The following is a 24,701-nucleotide window of genomic DNA, read 5'->3' as shown; positions in this document are numbered from 1 at the left end:
TATATTTTTTTGTTTTAGAAATTTAGTTGGTTTATTAGAATTTTAGGAAAAATTTTACGAAAAGTGTCGCAAAAATGGCTCCTAAAAACGGTGCAGTTCCGGGAACAATCAACCCATATTGCCAATCATTATTGGTTTTATTTTTGATTGGTAAAAGTTGATAGGCGATACGAGGACCTAAATCACGTGCTTGATTCATTGCGAATCCTGTAGTACCACCTAGCCCCATGCCGATTGCCCAAACAAGCAAGCCAACAGCAATGGGTAGTTGTGTTTCGTAGGAATGTGCAATCGCTAAAATAGATGTTAAAAAAATGAATGTTGCAAAAGTTTCAACAAAATAGTTTCTTGGTAAATTTCGTTGGTTCGGATTTGTAGAAAAAATATTACGAATAGCGATTGGATCGACACTATCGGTGGATAGCTTGAAATGATCAGCATACATAATATAAACAATGACGGCGCCACAAATGCCGCCTAACATTTCAGCGATGACATAGGGAATGAAGTAAGACCATGGAATCATTCCTAAAATAGCTTGAGCGAGGGCCATTGCTGGATTAATACAGACTCCGCCAAAGACGAACAGAACAACAGAGATTCCAAAAGCCCAAGTAGTGATTGCAAACATGTGACCAGAACCAGCGTATTTTGTTCGTTTTAGGACATCGTCGCAGTGAACACCTACCCCAAATACGATCATTAATGCAGTTCCCATAAATTCTGATAAGATATGATGAAACATAAGATAAAGCTCCTTTAATCAATAGTTTTGTTATTTAATGTTTGGACGAGGCGATAGACTTCCTCAATTGTAAAATTATATTGTTTAGCAATTCGTTCACAATCTTGGTATTCAATAGACTCTTTCAATAGGCCATGATAATGATTTTTTTTAATATGGACCTTACCAAAAGGTGTTTCCAAGATTTTGAAAGAACGGTCCATCACACTACGTTCCATTGTTTGAAAACGCATACCAATTGTAGAAGTATGTTTAAAGAGTAGTTCTGTAAAATATTCTTTTTCCTCTGTTGTTGTTAAAACCGTTAATAGAATGGCACTTCGGTTTTTTTTCATATGAATGGGCGTGAAAAAAACATCTAGAGCACCATGCTCCAATAATAGATCCATTGCGTAACCTAACTGTTCAGGTGTTTGATTGTCTATATTTGTTTCAATTTTTAAAACTTGGTCATGGTGTTCTGTCCTCTTTTTTTTACTATGTGTTTCAGTAAAGATTGATCCTCTGAGGGCATTGAACTTGCCTGTTTCCCGTTTGCCAAATCCGTAACCTATTTTTTCAATTAATCGTTGTTCTGGTGCGACAAATAGAGGACTAAGTTCTTTAAAAATAGCTAAGCCAGTCGGTGTGACAAGTTCAGTTTTTATCTCAAAGTCTTGTTGAATGATTAAATTCGTTTCTTTACGTAATTCCATAACCGCAGGAACTGGTATTGGCATGACTCCATGGGCAATTGTGATAGTGCCACTTCCATCTGTAATTGGCGTTGAATAGACTTGTTCAATCTCTAACTGTTCCCATAAGATAAAAAAGCCAACGATGTCAACAATTGAATCAATTGCTCCAACTTCATGAAAATGAATAGTGTCAATTGTTTGTTGATGAACAGCAGCTTCAGCTTTTGCAATGTCATAGAAAACATTTTTACTATGTTTTTTTACAAAATTGGACAAGTCGCTTTTTTCAATTAATGTATAAATATCTTTTAAATTTCTAGAATGGCTATGATGATGTGCATGTTCTTTCGTTTCATGATGTTCATTTTCGTGGTGAGGAGAGAGACTGTGTTTTATACCGTAATCCTTTTTTCCATGTTGTAGGAGAACATCGAAATCTGTTCCGTAAATACAACTTTTAGCAATTCGTTGGGCTTGAATGGTGAACCCATCGATGGGAAGTTTTTTTAATTCGATTAACAGTTTGTTTAAATCCCCGCCTAAGTCAAGCAACAATCCATTTAACATATCACCACTAAGACCAGAAAATGGTTCTAAAAATAAGCTTTTCATAGTGAAGACTCCTTTATTTGATTAATCATACTTGCATTATAAGCGGCACCAAACCCGTTATCTATGTTGACTACACTAACGCCAGAGGAACAACTATTTAGCATTCCTAAAAGAGCAGTCAGTCCTTGGAAATTGCTGCCGTAGCCTATGCTAGTAGGGACGGCAATCACTGGCACGCTAACTAGTCCGCCTAGCACGGACACCAGTGCGCCTTCCATACCTGCAATCACAATAACCGCCGAAGCCTGTTGAATCTCATCTAGGTGAGCGAACAAACGATGAATGCCAGAAACGCCTACATCATAGATACGTTTTATTTGATTCCCGAAAGTTTCTGCAGTGATTGCTGCTTCTTCAGCAACGGACATGTCTGACGTTCCAGCAGTAACTATCGCAATATAGTTTTTTGTTGTAGTCTCCATTTGGTTGATAACGAAACAACGTGCAAGTTCATAGTAGGTTCCATGAGGAAAGTTCGACTCTAAAGGCTGGGCTTTTTGTTGTGAAACGCGAGTAACTAAAATTGTATTGTTTTCTTTTCTTAAGCTATTGATAATTTTGATGAGTTGCTCAATTGTTTTCCCTTCCCCATAAACGACTTCTGGATAACCAGTTCTTTCTTTACGCTGCGTATCAATTTTTGCAAAGTCTAATTCGCAAAAGCCATTTAATTTGTTTGTTGCTTCTTCTAAAGATAATTTTCCCTCTTTAAAAGCTCCTAAAATTTCTTTCGGTTGCATAATACAACGCTCCTTATTCCTGATTTCTCAAGGATCATTATTCTACAATGACAGACAAGCCATCTCGAATCACAGTCACTTTTGCATTTAGACCTTCTCTTTCAAATGCTCGCTCTAACGCTTCATCAAACGTTTTTGCTATTTCCATATGCATCGAAGTGATAAGCTCAGGATCAACAAGATCTGAAACAAAAATTATATGATGATGAACTAAAATTCGCGCTAAAATTTGCGAAGTCCATTGATCTGGCACGGTTTCTAATCGTGGTGTATGGATGGCTGCTTCTAAAAATTCGTTTGGATTTTTAACATTGGCAATATTTTCATAAAAACCTTCACCACCGTGACCATCACGACATCCAGCGACCATAATAATGACACCGCCGTCTTTATTGGTTGCTTCTGCAGCGGTCATCCCTTTAACTGCTTGATAAATGTTTTGATCAAGTGGAAATCCGCCATTCGTTGAAACCGCAATGTCGCAAGGTATTTTTTTGACACGGGCAATTTCTTTTACAAAGTTACAACCAACTTTATGCGCTTCAACCATATCACCTGCGAAGGAACCAATAATTTTTTTGTCACCATCTAAAACGACATTAACAATAAAAGCTAGATTCGCTTTAGCGGCAGCGTAGACCATGTCATTATGAATCGGATTATCCGTTAAATTTCCTGTCCGTGAGTTGGAGGAATCAATAAATTCTCCAGAATGGTTAGCCATGATGGTTTTATAAGAAGCAATTCCAGGTAAAACAGATTTACGTCCACCAGAAAATCCTGCAAAAAAGTGTGATTCAATAAACCCTTCGGCCAGCAGTAAATCTGCTTCTGCTGCAATGCGATTAATGATACAATCGCCCCCTGAAGGTAGTTGACCGATTTTGACCATTGAGGAATCATCAGTAGAGATATGCATAACGATTTCTTCATTCTCTACAATCGCTTTACCATATTTGCTAATCAGTTCTTCTCGTGTAGAAGGGCGATGAAAGCCTGTAGCAACTAAAATCCGGATTCTAGCTGTTTTGTTCACTGAACGAATTCTACGCAAAATAATTGGGGTGATAATATGTGAAGGAACGGGACGTGTGTGATCGGAACTAATGAGGACAATGTCTTTTTTACCCATAGCTAATTCTTCTAATGGAAGGCTTCCAATAGGATTGTCCAGCGATTTTTCGACTGTTTCTTTCTCAGTATATGGATTTGAAAAATGTTCAGCTTTTGATTCGAGAAGCCCAATAAAATTTTTATCGGGAATTCTTGCAGTAATCATTTTCTTGTCATAAGGTAGGTTAATTTCTACCATAGCAATCATCTCCTAAGTAATATTTTACGAGACTAAGTATAATGAAATTTAGGAATCACACAGTCCTTATTGTGGGTAACATTTGCTAACAAAAGGTTGGTGAGAGTGTTTATAATAGTTAACGAATCAAACAGAAACTTAGTCAAAGGAGTGACAATTATGGAGTCAGATTATCTTACAGCTTTCTTAGATAGAAAGAAGACGCCGATTATCAAAAAAAAACGCCATACTTATCTCGCTTATCATGGATTGGAGGAAGCGTACACCTATGTATTAAAGAAAGGGGTCGTTAAGACGAGTATTATTTTAAAGGATGGACGAGAATTTAATCTGTCGTATATTGTGTCTCCTGACATTATTTCATTGTTACGTGATGAAGTATCAAATTATACATCTGCTCCTTTTAATATCCGCATTGAGTCGGAAGAGGCTAGCTTTTATCGGATACCAAGGACTGTATTTTGGGAATATGTTAGAGAAGATGCTGTTCTTCAAGATTATGTACGGGATTACTACCGAGCGAAATTATCGGAGAGTATTAGTTCCTTACAGAATATGACAATGAATGGTAAGAAGGGGGCTGTTTGTACTTTTATTTACCAATTAATTGATTTGTTTGGTGTACAGACAGAGGAAGGAATATTAATTGATTTTCAAGTAACTAATGAGGATATTGCGGGGTTTTGCGGGATTTCAACGAGAAATAGCGTAAACCGAATTATCCATGATTTAAAAGAGGAAAAAGTCATCGATATCAAAAAACAAAAAATTGTGATTTACGATCAAAGTTATTTAGCTGATTATATTGATCGATAAGATAGGAGTCTGACGAACATGCATATTCCAGAAAATTATTTAAGCCCACAAACTTGCGCAGTGATGGGCGCGATTATGGTACCTGTCTGGTACCGCGCTGTAAAAAAAGTTGACGTTCAAATTAAATTAAAAAAAGATACAGGGACCATGTTAGGGATTTCCTCCTCCTTGTCATTTTTAATAATGATGTTTAATTTGCCAGTACCTGGTGGAACAACTGCGCACGCTGTTGGGGCTGTTCTCATCGCATTATTGATGGGACCTTGGGCCGCGACGCTGTCTGTTTCGGTGGCTTTACTATTACAGGCTTGTTTATTTGGTGATGGTGGTATATTAGCTTTTGGTGCAAACGCCTTTTCTATGGCGTTTGTGATGCCATTCGTGGGATATGGAGTTTATAAGCTAGTTACGCGTGTAAAAAAATTTGAAACAATGGGTCTTTTCTTAGCTGGGTATCTTGGTGTAAATGTGGCGGCATTTTCTACTTCTGTATTATTAGGTATCCAACCCTTACTATTCCATGAAGCGAATGGTACGCCACTTTATAACCCATATGGTCTTTCTATAACTATACCAGCAATGATGAGTGTCCATCTGTTAGTAATAGGAATTGTTGAAGGTCTCTTCACCGTGTGTGTCTATAATTTTGTAAAAAGTGTGTCAAAAGATGCAATTTTTATCGAAGAAAAGAAGAAAAGGACTCCGTTGTTGCGATTAAAGAGACTGTTATTGGTTATGGTAATTTTATGTCCATTAGGTTTGATTGATCATGCCACTGCTTGGGGTGAATGGGATTTATCTGAATTAGTCAAGAATTTAAAACAGAATCATTTACCTGCAGTACAACCAAAAGGTATGGTGAATGGTTTTTCATTTCATGCACTTTTCAGTGATTACTTTATTCCAGGACTGCCATTAGCACTTGGATATATTTTAAGTGGCGTAACAGCCATAATCGTTTTTTTACTCATTTTTCGTTTATTTAATGGAAGAAGGCAAAGTTGATGCCTGAATGGATGAAAGAATCTTCCACGTCCCTTGAACCTAATAAAAAAGAAACCTTTATGCTTAAAAATCGAAAAGGAATCCTTTTTTTATTAAATAAATTTCAGGTGAGTGGGAAACGCAATAAGACTATTCTCAGTGATATACACCCAGCAATTCAACTGATCAGTACTTTTTTACTAATTGTTTTAATCAGCACAGCACAAAAAGTTCTTGTTTTGTGGCTCTTAGGCATCTACCTAGGCATGTTACTTTTAGTTGAAAAACCAACTATTCTACGAAACATTGTCAAAAAAGCTAGTATCCTCATTTTGATGCCGCTGATTATCTATTTACCGATCTTTTTTTTAGGTCAATTTAGTTTATTATTTATTGTTCATTTGTTTTTTTTAGCCATAGCGATTAGTCAATATATGGAAACAACCAACATGAATCAATTTATAGCAGCATTAAAAATCTTTCATTTTCCGAATATAATACTTTTACAATTAGATATTACGATTAAATATATCTTTTTCTTTGGAAATCTCTTAATCCAACTGCTTGCCGCTGTAGAAGCTAGAGCAGTTGGTGGGAATATCCAGTTGAGTACGGGTAGTAATTTAATCAGTCTTATTTCTTTAAAATCTTTTACGTATGGGAAAAAGTTGGACATGGTGATGGAAGCAAGAGGATATACTGGTCAATATTATCGAGTAAAGCAACCATTAAAAACGAAAGATTTTTTGGTTAGTATTGCCTATCTTTTATTTTTCGGGGGGTTGCTTTATTTAGGGAGGAACTAATATGTATCGAGTAAATCATTTGGTTTATCGCTATCAAACGAAGCCTGTTTTTTCGCCTTGTAATTTGGAAATAGCCAGAGGAGAATATCTGGTTTTGATGGGAGATAACGGCAGTGGAAAATCCACTTTTTTAAATTTGCTCGCAGGTTTTTTAAAACCTTCCGAGGGAACGATTTATTTTATGGAACAATCATTAACGGCCTGGAAAAAAGACCCTATTCATAAAAAGAAGTATTATGCTCATTTGGGTATATTATTTCAAGAGACGGACACACAATTATTTAATGCAACAGTTTATGACGAATTGGCATTTGGCCCTAGACAGCTCCAACTATCCGAGCATGAAACAGCAAAAAGAATTAATGATTGTTTGAATTTATTAAAAATTACCCATTTAAGCAATCAAGTGCCTTATCAATTGTCGGGAGGAGAAAAGAAAAAAGTGGCTTTTGCTAGTCTGTTAGTAATGAATCCAGACGTGTATTTATTAGATGAGCCGTTTGCTGGGTTGACAAAAGAATCGGAAAAATTATTTAAAAAGATAATAAAAAATCTGCATCAACTTGGTAAAACAATTATCCTTTCCACCCATGACTATTTGAGTATTTGCGAGGAAGCTGATTCCATTTTATTGTTTGATTCGGCTGTTACAAGGTACTCAAAGGAAGAGATAGAAGCCAATGCTAACTTGTTACAACATTTAAAACGGTATTAAGTGTACAAATATTGACAATAATTGATACTATGAATCGTGATTTTTTCTAATGTGGAGATGTCTATAATTAATTATGTAAAAGAAAATCAATAGGAGATGGTTTAAATGTCTGTCATGAAAACGAAAGAACAAAATTTAGTTCGCGAATTACAAAAAATGGATAAGTTGGCTGTTGCATATTCAGGTGGAATTGATAGCTCTTACTTGCTAAAAAAAGCTTTGGACACTTTAGGTGCTGAAAATGTACTTGCGGTTGTTGTAAATTCAGAATTATTTTCTGATGATGAGTTTGATAAAGCGGTTGATTTAGCTAATGGGTTGGGAGCAAATGTGTTAGGCCTTGAAATGAGCGAATTAGCGGATGATAGAATTGTTGCAAATAACCCTAATAGCTGGTTCTACAGTAAAAAATTATTATATAAAACTATTCGTTCGGCTATTCAGAAAGAGGGATTTGATGTTCTGGCCGATGGGATGATTATGGATGATAATACTGACTTTCGTCCTGGATTAAGAGCAAGAGATCAAGAAGGGGTCATCAGTCCGCTACAACAAGCTAAATTATATAAAATTGAAATACGTCAACTTGCTAAAGACGCAGGTATTTCCAATTGGAGTAAAGTTGCCTCATGTAGCATTGCTTCAAGAATTCCTTATGGCATTAAGTTAACACGCTCAGCTATTGATCAAGTATTTGCTAGTGAAAAATATTTACGGGAAATAGGTTTTCCAATTGTCCGTGTCAGAGCACATCATGATTTAGCACGGATTGAAATTCCAGAAGACAAACTTTCTCTGTTATTAGAAAACAGAGAAAAAATTGCAGATTATCTTAAAAAACAAGGATTTAATTATGTAACTTTTGACTTAGAAGGATTTAAATCTGGCCGAATGAATGATATCCTCACAGAAACTGAAAAAAAAGTTTTTTGTGAATGTTAGACAGATAAGTTTATAAAATTGAGTCGGTGTAACGGAGTCAGGACAGGGGTATTCCGTTACAAAAACCAAGTTTTCTGCTCGATTAGGTCGGTTGTTTTCATTGATTACTCTGCCAGTAGTTTATTAACTTTTAAGCCTAGGAAAAATTCCCTTTGGATTTTTCCTAGGCTTTTTGTCTATTTAATCATTTGATATTTGCTAAAAAGAAATTAGCTGTAGAATTTTTTAAGATTACCAGTGATTGTTCAATTTGAGGAAAATAAATGGATTGTTTGGACTGGTTGATTAGTCGATTATTTTTGGGATTCGTGAGTGAAAGTATTTGCTGTGAATAGTTAAATAACTCAGTGTTTAGTGTGTCCGGCCTAACTGGCGTTAATTTTTTTAAGTAGTGTTGTGTTTTCATAAGTTCTAAAAGAAGCTCTTCCATAGCAGTTTGCATTTCCAACAGTTGATCATTTAGTTGTTTTTGTTGCATTAAGCTTTCAGCAGAGGCATCGTTACTATAAATAGGAGATTCAAGAACAATTTCTTGAATAGAATAGTTTACTCTACGTTGTACTCGATAAGCTAGCACCCAAGCATCACTTGGTAACGTGGTCTCTTCATTGATTAACGCTAGCAAAATAGAGCTGATCGTTTTTGACCAACTATTGATATTTTTACTTAATACTTGACTATGCCATGTTGGGAAAATAAAAAACATAACAAAAGCAATCAGCGCACCAATAATTACATCAAAAACTCTTGTATAGCCTGCAGAACTACCACCTAATGTGAAAGTTAACCAAGTGGTCACACTTAGCATTAGAAATGCTTGACTTAATTTACGGACGCTTTCATACAATATAACTAGCAAACAAGACAATAGCATTGGCCATAAAGGATTTAGGTTTGTTAAGTTAGCAATTAATTGAGACAAAAAGATGCCTAAACAACCACCTAAAATAGAACCAATAGTTCTTGAAGTGATTTTACCGAGTGTACCATGATAACCTGGCATAACCATTAAACAACCAGAAATAACTACCCAGAATTCGTGATTAGCTAAAGGCAAAGGGTACATGTAATTAAGTATAAGCGAACAAAAATGACACACTAAACCTGTTAAAGCTAAACGAATTGCGAATCTAGCAGAGCTGCCTTTGTAAGAATGAAGGATCTCTTTGGCTTCTGCAAGTCCTTCTTTTGTGGGTAAGAAAGATTTAAATGAGATTTTTTTAGAGGTTTGTTTGTTTTGTATCAAAAGGATTGCTGATTTTATTTCGGTGTTTGCTGAAGCAAATTCTTGAAGAGGCAGGGTTAATTGTTCTCCTTTTAAAAAGAGTAGAATTGCTTTTAAAGCAGGAAGATTTTCAGCTGCATTGGTTGAATCTAACGAGCCTGCAATTGCATCTGCTTGTGAAACCAAGGGATAAATCCATGGTGTTTTTTGATGATTGACCCATGGCATCGTTTCAACGGATTCGCGTACTTTTATTCTGAAATGGACATAGCGTGCGGGTTTTCCTTGTGCTAATAAATATAATTGTTCATATAAATCGGCTACTAATTTTCGTGCTTCATTATTTTGCGGCTTAGAATAAAGACAATAGAACAAACAAAGGATGGACATACCTAAAATTATTGCACCCAGACCTTCAAAAGTTTGACCAATAGACAAATTGCCTTTTAATTGCGCACCAGCTAGTAAAGAAATGGTCCCAAAGAGACATCGAATATACAGACCAATACTAAAGTTTCTTACAATCCCTGAAAAATACAAACCAAGGACGAATAATAAAATAATGAATATACTTGACGACTGTAAAAGTATCCCCAGACTGGCACCAATAAAAATCATTAAAATACCATCTATGGCACTTCTTTGTGGAGAGCCATGTCGTGGTAAGACACAAATTACAGTGCCCAAAAAGCTACCAACATTTACTAAAACAAAAGCGAAAGGAAAGACTATTGTTAGAACAGCACCAACAGCATTTGCAATAATGATACTAAGAACAAGGGCAAACCAGTTCTGTCTTGTATCAAAAGTTAGTATAGGGCGACTATACGCCCAAGACGATTCTAAGAAGACCTCAAAAAATTTTTTGATAGATAATTTCACAAAACATTCCTTCTTTAAAAATTTATTAGAAGCTAAAAAATTATTCCTCTGCTAGTATACACCTCTAAAATTTTTTTTCAAATTTGCTCTTTTTAAGAAAACTCACAATTATAAGCCAACATTAAGTTTAGCCATATATTTTTGTTGAATAAATTCTGTAAGCTCATGCCAACTTTCTTCATTTTCAATGGAATCTAAGTAGAAAATATCTTGATTAGAAGTAGCTTTTTCGAAGGAATCTGTGATGATGATATCCGCATTTGTGAAGTCTTCGGTAATAGAGATTGCGTTTGTATTATATAAGGAGGATAACCGTGTTTTAATAAAATAACTTGCATAAAAATCTTTGATAATTTGTAAATAGATTCTCACTTGTACTTTTTTTTCGGACACAGACAATGTGTAAAGCAGTTGACTGAGTAACTCTAAATGCGTTTCTTGGTGAACTAATTTTGCCACCGTTCCTTTTATTCGATTAAAGTATGCCACATCTGACGGAGTACAAATTTCTGGCTGCGGTAAATAAAGTGTTAAAAAAGTATAATAATTGCCCTCCGTTAAAAAGTACCAAGCATTAAAAATAGAAAGATAGTAAACGTATTGATAATCATGCTGATTTGTCAGTAAGTAGGCTACTTGCTTAAACAATTTTTTTGATAAGACACAATAAGGATGGTTAGATTCTATAAATAATTTTTCTATTTGTTTCGTTTGCTTTTCCGAAAAGATATAAGGGATAAAAATGCGAGATAAAAAATTAAAGTATAAAATTTCAGTTTTTCTTGTTTCGCATTGAATGTCAGCGAAGGAGTGTTCAAGAAAAAATAAAGTGACATGACTGTATTGATTGATCAGAATAAAAAAAGAATGCAGGTTTTTAGAGTGCGGCATCTTTAAGAAGTTTTGTGCACTTGTTCTAGTTTTAAATATCGCATATAAAATATAAAACGCTCTTTTCTTCATTCGGACATTTTTATAGGATCGTTCAAGAAGTTCATCGGGTAGACTTTTTTTAATTTCTTCAAGACTTATTTTAGAAAAAGGCCAAGCCAATTCTTGAAAGGAATCTTGTAGGAAAATGAAAGAAAACACTCGAATCGATAATTCATTGCCAGTTAATTGATAAATACCCTTAATACTAACGATTACTATATCAAAAATTTTAAAAAAGTTATTCAGTTGTTTCGTGATTTTTACCAGATAATGTTCAGAAATATATAAAACTTTAATTAATTCGTTTTTATCAATGGAAGAATGTGTGACCAATTGTACGCAATAATTAAATTGTACATTGTTTTTTAAAAGATTGAGTTTTAACGTGTAGGCGTATTCGACCGCGCTTTTTCGGTACGCTGGATTTACACAAACAATGCCATTATTGTTAGAGACAATAAAATGTTGGATTTGATAAGTATCCTCGAATTCTTGATTTATTTTTATCAGATTTTCTTTGACCGTTCTTTTTGAAATTTTTAAATTGGAAGAAATTTCATTTAATGACGTATGAGCTCGCTTCACTATATAAAATAAAATTTCTAGCTCATTCGTTAGGTAGGATGGAAACATGTTATGGACCTCCAAAAGTAAAATTTAGGTTCATTGTAGTCTACTTTCTTTAAATTTTTGTATTGATATGTTAACACAAGCGCAATAAGAAGCGGCCATCACAATTAATGTACAGCCTTATACATTAATTGTGTGTGGCAAAGCAATTTCAATGTTGATAAGCTAGCAGTAGTTAGAATAATTATTATTTAGTTTCTAATTCCAAAAAAGGTCAAGGTGAGTAAGCAATGAAAAAAATCAACGAACAATTAAAAATGAAAATGCCAACCTACAAAAGAAAAAAAAGCATTGCTTATTTCTTTTACTCTTGTCTACTATTGGTATCGATTTCTTGTTTTTTGAGCGTGCATTTTCAAGAATGCGAGGCAGCTTCGCTCTATCAAGCGGGAGGGATAGCCATTGATTTGAGAACTGATTTACCTTATGGAATGGAGATAAGCCATGACGGTGGTGGTGGTCCTGATGGATCATTTGGAGGAAAATTACACGTAAAATTATACGGAACAGTGGACACTTCTCATACAGAAGCATTGAAGTTTCTTTCTTTTGGTACTGTAGGAATGCAATATGGACTGATGTTTCATTTGCCAGAAAATATAAGTGCAGATAATTTTAAAGCGGCTTATGACAAGGCTTTTGCGGATAATCCAGAAAATTTTTATTCAATTAGTGGACAAAAAAACACACAAATACCAATTGTTAACACAAAAGGAATGCGGACGTTTAACGGTTCTTCAGAAGATGGTTCACCGGGATGGGGTGATCCTGATCAAGATTATAGCGGAATTGATACTGAGCATCAGGTGATGTTTTGTGAACGGGGGGACACTATTAATTTTTCTTTTACTAAACTTTATGAAATTTGGCGACATGAACCTGACAAATCGGCCATAAAATTTGAACTTCATTTTGATTTAGATGTAGCTACTTTAATGAAGGATGGCGATTCAAAGGATTATTCCCTCAATAAAAATTTAACGAAACATCGCTTACCAGTATCAAATGTTTTGTCGGATGGCACTGAAAGTGATCAATTTTCGTTGTCGGCAGATTTTTTTGGTCGAACTTACGAATCAGATACAACGAATACGGTTAATCATAATTGGATATTGCTTAGTCCGGACATGTGGTTACGTGCGACAAGTTTAGCGGCAGCAGCAAAGCAAGATCCAAATAATTTGAATCATCAAATTATCACTGGAATCACTGGAAAAGTGGCTACTTGGTCTTCTTATATCTCGCCATGGGACAGCGGTGATAAAGACAATCCATTATCCAATTACAATACCCAAGATGCCTCTAAATATCCTGAAATACCTGAAAGCACAACGATGTTACCAGGGGATTTTTTATCACCAAAGTTTACGATGAACCAAAGACAAGACAATCCGCTTAATTGGACAGATGGGTATGTTGCTCAACGGTTTGCGCGCGTAGTTAATTTTCATACTCACACAGTTGATCCTAAGGCCAATGTGAATGTCTCTTCACAACAACAAAACGGGTTAACAACCTATTTATTTAGTGGCAAAGATGGTTGTGGGCTGCCGTTAGTCAATCCGCCAGGAACGGATTCTTCAGAGCCCACAGATAAAACATATATGCGCGTCACAACAGATCCCTACCAAGTGCCAAGTTTAGAAAAGGCAGCTTTTGTTAAAGGTCAAACAACATTTCACCCGCAACAAAAGATACCAGTAGAACTAACCGTTAAGGCTCCGACAACTAGAAAAGTTCAAATTGAAGAAAAAATTTCAGGTGCTGCCCAAACTGATTTTCATAAAATTGGGGAGCAAGATTTAAAAAATTTACCAGTCACAGATGATTGCGTTAGTTTTAACTGTTTAGCAGATGCTTTACCAACTTCAGGAGATTACACATTAACATTTAGAATTCTTGATGTTGATGATACATCTAAAAGCTACTCAAATGAGAAAAGTTTAGCTGTGCACATTGATCAAGCGCAAATTAAAGTTAAATCTCAAGATACGATTTATCAATATACTCAATGGCAACCAGAAAGTGAAGTGACTAGCTTACAAACACCAGATGGTAAAAAAGGTGATTTTCGAGACGTAAGTGTCACCATATATAAACTGGACGGAGAGCAAAAGGTCCCAGTAGATGCGGTGGATACAAAAGTGGTTGGTAAATATGAAATTGATTATAACTACCTAGGATTAGAGGCGCAGACTGCACTAGAAGTCATTCCCTCTTCAGCTCATATTGGTGCACATAACGGCAGCTTTTCTGTGGGGACGCCCTTCGATCCAAAACGTCTTTTTGATAGTGCAACAGATAATGATGGACAGTCCATTCCTTATAGTAAGATAACGATTCGCTATACGCCTAAGCAGGTAAACGATGAAGTAGCGGGCATCTATAGAATTACTTATGATATCTCTAAAATAGTAGGTTTTAGTAAAAGTGTTACTGTTGATTGGACCTACTATTACTCTAATCGTCTAGACTTTTATCACTTATCTGAACAACTAATGCCTTTTGAGAACGTAAAATTTAATGGCCAAGATCAAACACAGACATTAAAAAGTTGTGAGATGAACATTGAAGATACGGGGGATCCTAATCGGACAACTGGCTGGCAGCTTGAAGTAGCCTATAATTTAAATGATCAGAAAACACAAGCGTGGAAAGACGCAGGGCTTGATCTCACGCTAAATCCAAAGTCAGTCGATTATGTAACAACTGAGCAAAATATCATGGTTAACGATGAGCAACAATTAGTAGCTGATGTAAGTAACCAATCTATCAAAAATAAAAAAGTTTTGACGAAATTACAATTATTGCCCACATTAACTATTTCAAAAGTCACACCTGCTGATAAATATGAAGCTCAGTTAATTTGGAACTTAGAAGCAACACCGTAAGGGAAGAGGGAATAGCTGTGAAATGGTTTATCTATGATTTATTGTTTGTTGCCTTTATTCTCGGTTTGCCAATTCAAGCACAAGCTGAAGACAAGACAACTGACGCACAAGCTGGCACAAAAGTCATGGTAATAGTGAAAGAGAGTGAGGATATTGTTCCACATCCCAATGAGCTTATACCTCAGACTAACGATATGCCAACTTCACGAGGACAACCTAATTTTTTACCAAAAACAAACGAGATTACGTCTCAAGAGACGCTTTTAGGAATCGTGGTACTCGGAAGTACATTAATCGTCGGACTTTATAAAGAAAAGAGGAAAAATAATGAATAAAAAAATAATTGGTTTAACTGTCACTTTAGGAACGGGGATTTTTTTAATTGGACAACAAACTGTGAATGCGGCTGATAATACAAATACCACAGCGAATGTGTCGGTTTTGGGTGGCGGATTAACCATTACACCATTAGCACAAATTAACTTTGGGACGGTGACAAAAGACGGCCAAGATCATACGCAACCAGATCAAAGCAAGTCGCAACTTATCATTAATGATAATCGTGGGACAACGAATACAGGTTGGTATCTGACAGCGAATTTAGAAGATAAAGGAAAAGGTGTCACTGGCTTAGACGGAATGACACTTCATTTAGACACTAAAAAACCTGACGGATCTTCTGAAAAAGGTACCTTTACGGGGGTTGATTTAACCACAGATGCTTCAACCATTATTTCGCTAGATAAAAGTGATATCCGTTTATCAGACACTGTCACGACAGCCGATTTAAATGCAACGTTAAATATACCTAAAAGTATTGCTGCAAATACCTACTCTGGGACCATCGTCTGGAATGCCATCGATGGAGCACCCGCCTAAGAATTTAACATAAAACGATGTAAGAAAACGAGGCAGATAAATTGAAAAGAATTTTAAAGATACTTTTTATATTGACTATTCTCTGTTTAGGTGGAGCGATGCGTGCCTGGGCAGAGCCGTCTAATACCAATAGTTCAGCAACAATTGACAATGCGAATGCGTATACAGTCACACCCGTTTTCGGAGCAACTCAAAATAACAAAACCAGTAATTTTTTTGATATGACATTAACTCCGAAACAAAAAGATACATTCAAATTAACGATAACCAATACTACGCCGAACCCTCAAAAATTTAAAGTTCAGGTAAATACAGCAACAACAAATAGTAATGGGATAGTTGACTATACAAAAAGTAGCTTTGAAAAAGATCCATCGATGAGTTTGGTACTTAGTGATTTGATTAGTCCCAATAGGAAGGACATTAGTGTTCCTGGTAAACAATCACAAACGATTGATTTTCAAATAACGATGCCAGAAAAGTTATTCTCAGGAATTTTATTAGGTGGAGTGACGATTCGACCTGTAGAGATAGCTGGGGACCAAAGCAAGGGTGGGATTCAAAATGTTTATATGCATACGATTGCTATTCGGGTGAATGAAACAGCAGAGACCATACCTGCAAAATTGGAAAGTGGTTCTGTTAAAATTGGGCAAATTAACCGCCACAATACTGTTTCGATGGAAATTAAAAATCCACAGCGGAAGTTATTGTCAAAAGTCGAAGGAGATTTTTTTGTTAAAGAAAAAGGAACAAACAAAACGATCATTCACGAAAAGAAAAATAATCTTAGTTTTGCACCAAACACAAGGTTTGACCTGCCTATTTTACTGAAAGATTCGTTTAAACCTGGACACTATACCTATACCATTAAGTTGAAAAACCATGAGGGGAACTGGACGTTCTCAAAAGATTTCACGATAAACAAGAAGCAAGCTGATCAGTATAATAAGCGTTCTGTTGATCATAAAGCCAAAAACCTTCACTGGCTTAAGTACCTCATGGCCTTTTTAATTCTAGTTATTTTAGGTACCGTCTGCTATATCTTAGGAAAAAAGAAGGGGAAAATGAGGTTGTAAAACCTGCCTTTAAAATAGTTGACAATTATGCAGAAAAAATCATGCTAGTATGAATTATCTATGATATAAGGGAAGAAGGGCTGTCTAGCAAGGATAAACTGTCAAATTAGCGTTAATTTACGCAAGTCATTGGTGTTCCTTATTTTGGAAAGTAGTATTATACTATTATTGTTCAATGATTCACAATAGAAACAAGGAGGAAAGAACCATGTATAAAGCAATTGTCGCAGCAAAAGGAAAAACAACAAAAATTGTTGAAAAAGAATCGCGTCCATTGAAAGATAATGAAGCGCGGTTGAAAATGGAAGTCTGTGGTGTCTGTCATACGGATTTACACGTTAAGAATGCAGATTTTGGCGATGTTAGCGGTTGTACCTTAGGTCACGAAGGAATTGGGATTGTGACGGAGGTTGGAAAAGACGTTACTAGTTTAAAAATTGGTGATCGTGCATCTGTTGCATGGTTTTATGAAGGCTGCGGGCATTGCGAATATTGTACTTCTGGTCGAGAAACGCTTTGTCGTTCAGTAAAAAATGCTGGATATACAGTTGATGGTGCCATGGCCGAAGAATGCATCGTCACAGACGGTTATGCAGTGAAAGTGCCAGAAAATTTAGCATCAGAGCCAGCTTCCTCTATTACTTGTGCAGGGGTAACAACCTACAAAGCGATAAAAGAATCTGGGATTCGTCCAGGTCAATGGCTAATGATTTCAGGATTAGGTGGGCTAGGTAATCTAGCTTTACAATATGCCAAGCATGTCTTTAATGCAAAAGTAGTAGCTGTTGATGTGAATGATAATCAGTTAACTTTTGCGAAAGAAATGGGTGCTGATCTTTTAATTAATCCAGTTAAAGATCCTGATTTTGCTGCACAACTTCAAAAAGAAATTGGCGGTGTCCATGCAGCAGTAGTCACTGCGGTAGCTAAATCAGCATTTAATGGCGCAGTCGATGCAGTCCGTGCGGGAGGAACGGTTGTCGCCGTTGGATTGCCTGTTGAGACAATGGATTTATCTATTCCACGTCTTGTTCTTGATGGCATTCACGTAGTCGGATCGTTAGTTGGAACCCGTCAAGATTTAAGAGAAGCTTTCCAATTCGGTGCAGAAGGAAAAGTTGTTCCTGTTTGTCAAACACGCCAACCAGAAGAAATTAATGCTATTTTTGAAGAAATGGAACAAGGAAAAATTTGCGGGCGAATGGTCATTGATTTTCGCAGTTAATTTAGTTTTTTAGTGATTCGTTGATTTAATCTGAAAACCATGAAAGGATGGATGGAATGTTTGCGAATCTTACTCTCCGTGAGAGACGACTGCTTAAACAAGCACAAGTGGGAGCCACAATTAGCTTTATTCTTTTGTTTGTACCAATTCTGACAATCAGTCTTTTGCATACTAGTGACTTATTAGCAAAATGGCTAGGTATAGTTGGGGTAATTATGGTTTTACCATTGTTGTATTTTGCGTGGCAGATTTTAAAGATAGCCTATAAAGATCAAAAAGATAATCCAACGCCTCCTTTGTGGGTTCCGAAAGTTTATGGGATTGGGCTTTCGATCAATCCCTATCACCGGTTTGGAAAGTTAATTTTTATATTGCTAGCGGTACTGATAGTTGGCATCATCATTAGTTTGCTTTTCACACCAGCAAGTCAAATCAATCACTAAAAAACGAGTAATCAACACCCTCTTGCTGAGCAGGAGGGTGTTGATTATTTTTAAATAGACTAGATTTGAGCAACAGGTATTAGATTTTTGAAAAAAGTCTTTCTTTTTCTGATGTAGATATTTTTGCAATAAAATCATCATTATAAGTGAATTAACAGGTTTATCAAGGGTTAATACTTGTTAATGGTGGCTGCTATAATTAACCGTTGACAAACACAAAAAAACCATCATACGATAATTATGTTATTAAAAAAGTGAAAAATTGGTAGTCAACAAATGAAAACGCATTCATCGGGAAATTGTGATTCTGTACTAAAATTTTTATATAAGATGAAAATAGATTGTTTTCATTTAATAATTTATTGAAAGGATGTGTTTATGGAGGGGTTACTGAAACTGACTTGCTTACAGTCTCAGTAAACTAAGAAAATCGTTATGACTTTTCATCTGGATAAAACTTTGTTGGGTTTTGGATTTTGTGAGTAATTGTGTCGGAAATATTCTATGGGGAGCAATTTTAAGGAGGAAAAAATGAACAAAGAGTATCAGGGTAAAAAAATTTACGGTAAAAAGCACTGGTTGACATTTTTATTAGTGAGTTCGTCTGTATTGGCGTTACATTCGTTTGTTACGATGGATTCTCAAGTGGTTGATGCGCAAGAGCAAACAGCAAAAGAAGACGTAGCTGATTCAGCAACGTCAGTCGGAGCAATTGTGTCGATTGAAAAAGCGGAGAAAAACTTTGTCATTACGTATGCTTCTGGAAAAAAAGCACAAATTAGTATTTTAAACGACCATCTTTTTCGCTATCATCTAGATCCAACTGGTAAATTTGAAGAATATCCAACGCCAAATGATCCAAAGCATGTTGCGAAAATTACGGCTAAAACAATGGCCGACTATGGTACACAAGCCTTTGAGCAAACGAACGTCACAGATTCAGGAAACCAATTTATTCTAGAAAATAATGGTTTAAAAATTATGTTCGAAAAAGAAAACGCTTTAATGGAGGTTCTAGACAAGAAAAAGAATCAAGTTATTTTAGAAGAAACCGCTCCGCTATCCTTTAAAAATGATAAAGCTACACAAACGTTAAAACAAAGTAGTCAAGAAAATTATTTTGGCGGAGGAACTCAAAATGGTCGATTTACGCATAAAGGAACAGCTATCCAGATTGTCAATACGAACAATTGGGTAGATGGCGGAGTAGCATCGCCTAACCCATTTTATTGGTCAACTGCAGGGTATGGCGTTGTTCGAAATACATGGAAACCTGGCAACTATGATTTTGGAAGTCATGATCCACAAACAACCACAACAACGCACGAAGGAACAGATTTTGATGCTTTTTATTTCTTTAATGATTCCTCAGCAGGTATTTTAAAAGATTACTATGAATTAACCGGGAAACCAGCTTTGATGCCAGAATACGGGTTCTATGAAGCGCATTTAAACGCGTATAATCGGGACTATTGGGTGAAAGTAGCAGAAGGAACCGCGGGAGCAGTTAAGTTTGAAGATGGTAATTTTTACAAAGAATACCAACCAGGCGATCTAGGAAACTTAAATGGCACGCTAGAATCTTTAAATGGAGAAAAAGAGAATTATCAATTTTCTGCACGCGCAGTTATTGATCGATATAAGAAAAACGATATGCCGTTAGGGTGGTTCTTGCCAAATGACGGCTACGGTGCTGGCTATGGCCAAACAGATTCATTGGACGGCGATGTACAAAACTTAAAAGAATTTACAGAGTATGCTCAAGCCAATGGTGTTGAAGTGGGGCTGTGGACTCAATCTAATCTTCATCCAGCGGATCCTAAAAATCCTAAAAAAGGAGAACGGGATATTGCGAAAGAAGTTAGTGTCGCTGGTGTTAAAGCTCTCAAAACTGACGTGGCGTGGGTCGGGTATGGGTATTCCTTTGGCTTAAATGGTGTAGAAGATGCCGCGAATGTTTTTGTAAAAGAAACAGACGGCGCAGTTCGTCCGATGATTGTTTCATTAGATGGTTGGGCCGGAACCCAACGGCACGCTGGTATTTGGACAGGCGATCAAACGGGTGGTCAATGGGAATATATTCGCTTCCATATCCCAACATATATCGGGACTTCGTTGTCTGGACAACCAAATGTCGGTTCAGATATGGATGGAATTTTTGGTGGAAAAAATAAAGAGGTCAACATACGTGATTTCCAATGGAAAACTTTTACACCAGTGCAGCTAAATATGGACGGCTGGGGCTCCAATCCAAAAACGCCATTTGCTTTTGATCAAGAAGCCACAGATTTGAACCGAGCGTATCTAAAATTAAAATCAATGATGATGCCTTATAACTACAGTATTGCCAAGGAATCAGTTGATGGACTACCAATGGTACGGGCCATGGCTTTAGAATTTCCTAATGAAGGAACAGCATATACAAAAGATTCTCAATACCAATATATGTGGGGACCCAATTTACTCGTTGCCCCAATTTATAATGGCAATCAAGATGAGGCAGGAAATTCAATCCGTGATGGAATCTACTTACCAGATGAAAAACAAGTCTGGGTTGACTTATTTACAGGCGAAAAATATCAAGGTGGCCGTGTCTTAAATGGAGTAAAAACACCGCTGTGGAAGGTGCCCGTTTTCGTCAAAGATGGCAGTATTATCCCAATGACGAATCCAAACAACAATCCAAAGGAAATCCAACGGGATCAACGATCTTTCTTGATTTATCCAAATGGCGCCACTTCTTTTAATATGTATGAAGATGACGGAATTTCAACTAGTTATGAAGCTGGGCAATCAGCTACGACTAAAATAAATAGTCAAGGCCCTAAATCAAACGAAAAAGGGGATCTGACCGTTACTATCGAACCGACAAAAGGAAGTTATAAAGACTTTGTTGATGAACGAAGCACCACGCTTGATTTGTTAGCTTCAGAAGCGCCCGAAAGCGTAACAGCAATGGTGGGGGGAACAGAAGTAACCTTGAAACAAGCAGCTAATAAAGAAGAATTTTTAGCTGGCACAAATCTATATTATTTTGATAAAGAATTCCAAGTGAATCAGTATCTTTCTGAAGCTTCAGGAGAAAAACTGAACCAATCAGCGTTATCAGTAAAACTAGCGAAACAATCTGTGACCGCCAAAGATGTTCAAATAACTGTCAAAGGTTTCATTAATAAAGGAACGGTTGACGGAGGAAATACAACGGTCGATGACCAGTTAACTATTCCGGCAAATGTCGCAATCAATGAAGAAAAAACAACACCATCTTCTTTGACTCTTCAATGGGATCAAGTAACTGAGGCAACAAGCTATGAAGTAGAGCGTGACGGGACTGTTTTCGGAAATATTCAAACGAATACAGCAACATTTGATGGATTTTCCTTCCTAAGCGAACATACTTTTCGAGTTCGAGCTGTTGGAAAAAACGGGGTCTCTGAATGGAGTGAACCGATTAAAGGAAAAACACAAGATGATCCCTATAAAGAAACAATTAATCAAGTCAAAGCAACAAGTAATTTACCAGAACAACCAGGCGCAGAATTGAAGAAATTAACAGATAAAGATTTGAGTACAGGTTGGCATACGAACTGGTCAACCGGCATCGCTAATCCAAGTGATGGAAATTTCTTGTCTTTAAAATTTGATCTTGGTGCGGAGTATCAAATGGATAAAATTGAATACTTGCCAAGAGACAATGCCGGCAACGGAAATATTTTGCAGCTCCAGTATCGGACGTCGAAAGATGGAGCTAATTGGACAGAGTTTTCAGAACCTATTAACTGGAAGCAAGATGCTTTGACAAAAACCATTGAAACGAAGGACCAAGCGTATCGTTTTGTTGAAATGAAGGTATTAAAATCGGTGGGTAATTTTGGCTCTGGTCGTGAGATGCTCTTTTACAAACAACCAGGAACAGAAGGAATCTTACATGGAGACATTACTAACGATGGAACGATTGATGAAAATGATGCAATGAGTTATCGAAACTATACAGGCTTAGAATCTGTGGACAGTGACTTTAATGGCTATGTTGAAAAAGGTGATTTAAATAAAAATGGGGTAATTGATGCTTATGATATCAGTTATGTTTTACGACAATTAGATGGCGGGATTGAGATACCTGATGTCGAAGAAATTGCGGGCGGTTTATCCCTTGCTGTGGTTAATGAAAATGGCAAGGATACCTATCTTTCTGGCGATACATTAACCTTTACACTTAAAGGTCAAGACTTAAAAAACATTAATGCGTTAAGCACCAAAATGTCCTTTGATTCTAGCAAATTTGAACTTGTCGGTCAGCCTGCAACCACGAATAATACAAAACAAATGGAAAATTATTCTAAATATCGGAAACATTCAAATGATGTGGAGAATCTGTATTTAGTTCTTAGTAATCAAGGAAATAAACAATTGTTAAATGGTTCAATGGACTTAGTTACCTTTAAAGTTAAAGTAAAAGAAACAACTCGTGTAAAACGTGCGACAACTGTTGAGCAGCCATTACAATTTGATATGAGTCAAGGCTTATTAGTAGGCCAAGGATTCCAACAAGCCACACTTTCAGATTTTTCTGTAACAGTGAAGCCCACAGAGCTAGTAGATAAAGAGTTATTACAAGCGCTAATTACGCTAAATCAAGCACGTGTCGAAAAAGAATATACGCCTGAAACTTGGGCAATTTTTAAACCAGTCTTAGATGAGGCAGTAGCTGTTCTAGCCAATGAACAAGCCACACAGACAGACGTTTCTGCTGCTGTGGAAAACCTAGAAAAGGCTGCAAGTCAGTTGGAAAAAATGCCTGATGTAGCGAATAAAGCTGATTTAGAAAAAGCAATTCAAGAGGGGCTGGCGAAGAAACCAAGTGATGGGCAAGAATTCACCGAAGAAACTAAAAAAGTTCTCGAAGACTCATTAGCAGCAGCTCAAAAAGTATTTGCTCAAGAAAAAGTTACCCAAGAAGAAATAGACCAAGCGACTAAAACATTGCGTGAAGCAATTGCACAATTAAAAGAACAACCCGTCGCCGTTGATAAGGAAACCTTAAAAGAGAAAATCGCTCAAGCCCGAGGAAGAAAGCCGGAAGAAGGATACCAATTTACAAAAGAAACAGAAAAACAATTGCAAGAAGCAATTCAAGCGGCTGAAGCAATCGTAGCGAAAGAAACGGCGACAAAAGAAGAAGTCTCAGAGGCTCTAAACGCATTGGAAACTGCAATGGCTCAATTAAAAGAAGTACCCCTTGTAAATAAAGACCAATTACAAGAAGTTGTCAAACGAGCGCAGCAAGTCACTCCAAGTGAAGGGCACCAATTTACTGCCTCCTCGTTACAAGATTTACAAAAAGCGCTTTTAGCAGCTAAAAACACATTGGAAAACCCAGCAGCTAATCAAAAAATGATTGAGGAAGCGGTTGCTGAATTAACTAGTGCCATCGATGGGTTACAAGAAGAAGTGTTAGTTACAGATAAAAAAGCCTTAGAGGCAATGATAGCCAAAGCAAAAGCAATCAAACCATCTGCCGGAAAAGAATTTACCAGCGAGTCTAAAGCGCGCTTAACTGAAGCAATTGACCAAGCGGAAGGGATTTTAGCTGATAAAAATGCTCGGCAAGAACAAATTGATACTGCTGAAAAAAATGTAAAAACTGCTTTGGATAGTTTAGAGGAACAAGTCCTTCAAACGGATAAAACAAAGTTGAAAGAACTGCTTCAAAAAGCAGAAACCTTGAAACCTAAAGCAGGAAAACAATTTACAAAAGCATCGCAAGAAGCTTTAGCTGAAGCAATTAAACAAGCAAAAGCACTTGTTGAGGACCCAAGTGCGACGCAAGAAGCTGTGGACAAATGTTTAAGTATTTTAGCACAAGCCATTGAAGCAATGGCAGAAGAGCCAATCAGTAGCAACTCTACAGGCAACAATAGAAATCATGGCACGGTTAGCGGGACTGGTAGCGTAACCAGTCCAGGAAAGGGCACAGCAGCAGGTGGAACGACAACGAAAACCACCACTTCTGGTACTTTGCCAAAAGCAAATGAAGTTGTTTCGCCAATCTGGTCAATCAGTGGTTTTCTATTGATAGTAAGTATTGGTTTAGGAAAATTATTCTTCAAAAATAAAAAAGACCAAAATTAGCGTATCATTAACTTACAAGGCGCATTTGTACAA

18 protein-coding genes are annotated in these 24,701 nt (G+C 36.6%); 12 read left to right on the top strand and 6 right to left on the bottom strand.

Annotation, left to right across the window (positions count from 1 at the left end; genetic code table 11):
* Nucleotides 1-34: 34 nt before the first annotated feature.
* From larD to larA, 4 genes are read right to left on the bottom strand one after another with little or no spacing between them, the layout of a single operon-like run.
* Nucleotides 35-745 (bottom strand): D/L-lactic acid transporter LarD, encoded by a 711-nt coding sequence (larD, locus tag IGL13_RS07605; protein WP_002415516.1) that lies wholly within the window; start codon nt 743-745, stop codon nt 35-37.
* Between the two features lie 14 nt (nt 746-759).
* On the bottom strand, nt 760-2,034 hold the full coding sequence (gene larC, locus IGL13_RS07600; protein WP_002401400.1) for a nickel pincer cofactor biosynthesis protein LarC: 1,275 nt from the start codon (nt 2,032-2,034) through the stop codon (nt 760-762).
* The gene (gene larB / locus IGL13_RS07595; protein ID WP_002362000.1) at nt 2,031-2,774 is read right to left on the bottom strand and encodes a nickel pincer cofactor biosynthesis protein LarB; all 744 of its coding nucleotides are present in this window, start codon (nt 2,772-2,774) and stop codon (nt 2,031-2,033) included. The genes larC and larB overlap by 4 nt, the downstream gene beginning before the upstream one ends.
* 37 nt (nt 2,775-2,811) lie before the next feature.
* A complete protein-coding gene (gene larA, locus IGL13_RS07590; protein ID WP_010711703.1) occupies nt 2,812-4,086 on the bottom strand; it encodes a nickel-dependent lactate racemase in 1,275 nt (424 codons plus the stop codon).
* Between the two features lie 159 nt (nt 4,087-4,245).
* On the opposite strand from larA, the gene IGL13_RS07585 reads away from it, so the two are divergent.
* The 5 genes from IGL13_RS07585 to larE all read left to right on the top strand — a co-directional run bounded on the left by IGL13_RS07585 (nt 4,246) and on the right by larE (nt 8,349).
* Entirely contained in the window at nt 4,246-4,902 is a 657-nt protein-coding gene (locus IGL13_RS07585; protein ID WP_002361998.1) for a Crp/Fnr family transcriptional regulator, read from the top strand.
* Nucleotides 4,903-4,920: 18 nt separating this feature from the next.
* Nucleotides 4,921-5,907, top strand: a complete 987-nt coding sequence (cbiM, locus tag IGL13_RS07580; protein ID WP_002361997.1) for a cobalt transporter CbiM — start codon at nt 4,921-4,923, stop codon at nt 5,905-5,907.
* The gene (locus IGL13_RS07575; RefSeq protein WP_002398393.1) at nt 5,907-6,692 is read left to right on the top strand and encodes an energy-coupling factor transporter transmembrane component T family protein; all 786 of its coding nucleotides are present in this window, start codon (nt 5,907-5,909) and stop codon (nt 6,690-6,692) included. Before cbiM ends, IGL13_RS07575 begins: the two co-directional genes overlap by 1 nt.
* 1 nt (nt 6,693) lies before the next feature.
* A complete protein-coding gene (locus tag IGL13_RS07570) occupies nt 6,694-7,407 on the top strand; it encodes an ABC transporter ATP-binding protein (protein WP_002361995.1) in 714 nt (237 codons plus the stop codon).
* Between the two features lie 105 nt (nt 7,408-7,512).
* Nucleotides 7,513-8,349, top strand: a complete 837-nt coding sequence (gene larE / locus IGL13_RS07565; protein WP_002374609.1) for an ATP-dependent sacrificial sulfur transferase LarE — start codon at nt 7,513-7,515, stop codon at nt 8,347-8,349.
* 184 nt (nt 8,350-8,533) lie between these two features.
* Here larE and IGL13_RS07560 read toward each other — a convergent pair whose 3' ends face one another.
* A complete protein-coding gene (locus IGL13_RS07560) occupies nt 8,534-10,456 on the bottom strand; it encodes an FUSC family protein (protein ID WP_002401397.1) in 1,923 nt (640 codons plus the stop codon).
* Nucleotides 10,457-10,564: 108 nt separating this feature from the next.
* Entirely contained in the window at nt 10,565-12,022 is a 1,458-nt protein-coding gene (locus IGL13_RS07555) for a helix-turn-helix domain-containing protein (RefSeq protein ID WP_002394536.1), read from the bottom strand.
* A gap of 227 nt (nt 12,023-12,249) precedes the next feature.
* Here IGL13_RS07555 and IGL13_RS07550 point away from each other — a divergent pair, with 227 nt between their 5' ends.
* The 7 genes from IGL13_RS07550 to IGL13_RS07520 all read left to right on the top strand — a co-directional run bounded on the left by IGL13_RS07550 (nt 12,250) and on the right by IGL13_RS07520 (nt 24,668).
* Entirely contained in the window at nt 12,250-14,910 is a 2,661-nt protein-coding gene (locus tag IGL13_RS07550) for a bacterial Ig-like domain-containing protein (RefSeq protein ID WP_002401396.1), read from the top strand.
* Entirely contained in the window at nt 14,886-15,245 is a 360-nt protein-coding gene (locus tag IGL13_RS07545; protein ID WP_002401395.1) for a hypothetical protein, read from the top strand. Before IGL13_RS07550 ends, IGL13_RS07545 begins: the two co-directional genes overlap by 25 nt.
* Nucleotides 15,238-15,789 carry a hypothetical protein gene (locus IGL13_RS07540; RefSeq protein ID WP_002357217.1) on the top strand — a complete coding sequence of 184 codons (552 nt, stop codon included), beginning with the start codon at nt 15,238-15,240 and terminating at the stop codon, nt 15,787-15,789. Before IGL13_RS07545 ends, IGL13_RS07540 begins: the two co-directional genes overlap by 8 nt.
* Nucleotides 15,790-15,887: 98 nt before the next feature.
* Nucleotides 15,888-16,868, top strand: coding sequence for a DUF916 and DUF3324 domain-containing protein (locus tag IGL13_RS07535; protein WP_002415521.1), 981 nt, complete (start codon nt 15,888-15,890; stop codon nt 16,866-16,868).
* Between the two features lie 208 nt (nt 16,869-17,076).
* Nucleotides 17,077-18,093 carry an alcohol dehydrogenase AdhP gene (gene adhP / locus IGL13_RS07530; RefSeq protein WP_010711707.1) on the top strand — a complete coding sequence of 339 codons (1,017 nt, stop codon included), beginning with the start codon at nt 17,077-17,079 and terminating at the stop codon, nt 18,091-18,093.
* A 47-nt stretch (nt 18,094-18,140) separates the two neighbouring features.
* Complete coding sequence (locus IGL13_RS07525) at nt 18,141-18,536, top strand: hypothetical protein (RefSeq protein ID WP_002361986.1); 396 nt, start codon at nt 18,141-18,143, stop codon at nt 18,534-18,536.
* Nucleotides 18,537-19,040: 504 nt separating this feature from the next.
* Nucleotides 19,041-24,668, top strand: coding sequence for a TIM-barrel domain-containing protein (locus IGL13_RS07520; RefSeq protein WP_025191960.1), 5,628 nt, complete (start codon nt 19,041-19,043; stop codon nt 24,666-24,668).
* The last annotated feature ends 33 nt before the right edge of the window (nt 24,669-24,701 follow it).

The sequence above is a fragment of the Enterococcus sp. DIV1937 genome (assembly GCF_050535975.1).
Lineage (GTDB): Bacteria > Bacillota > Bacilli > Lactobacillales > Enterococcaceae > Enterococcus > Enterococcus faecalis.
Note: the sequence above shows the minus strand (reverse complement) of the source record. Positions and strands in the feature narration are given on the sequence as shown.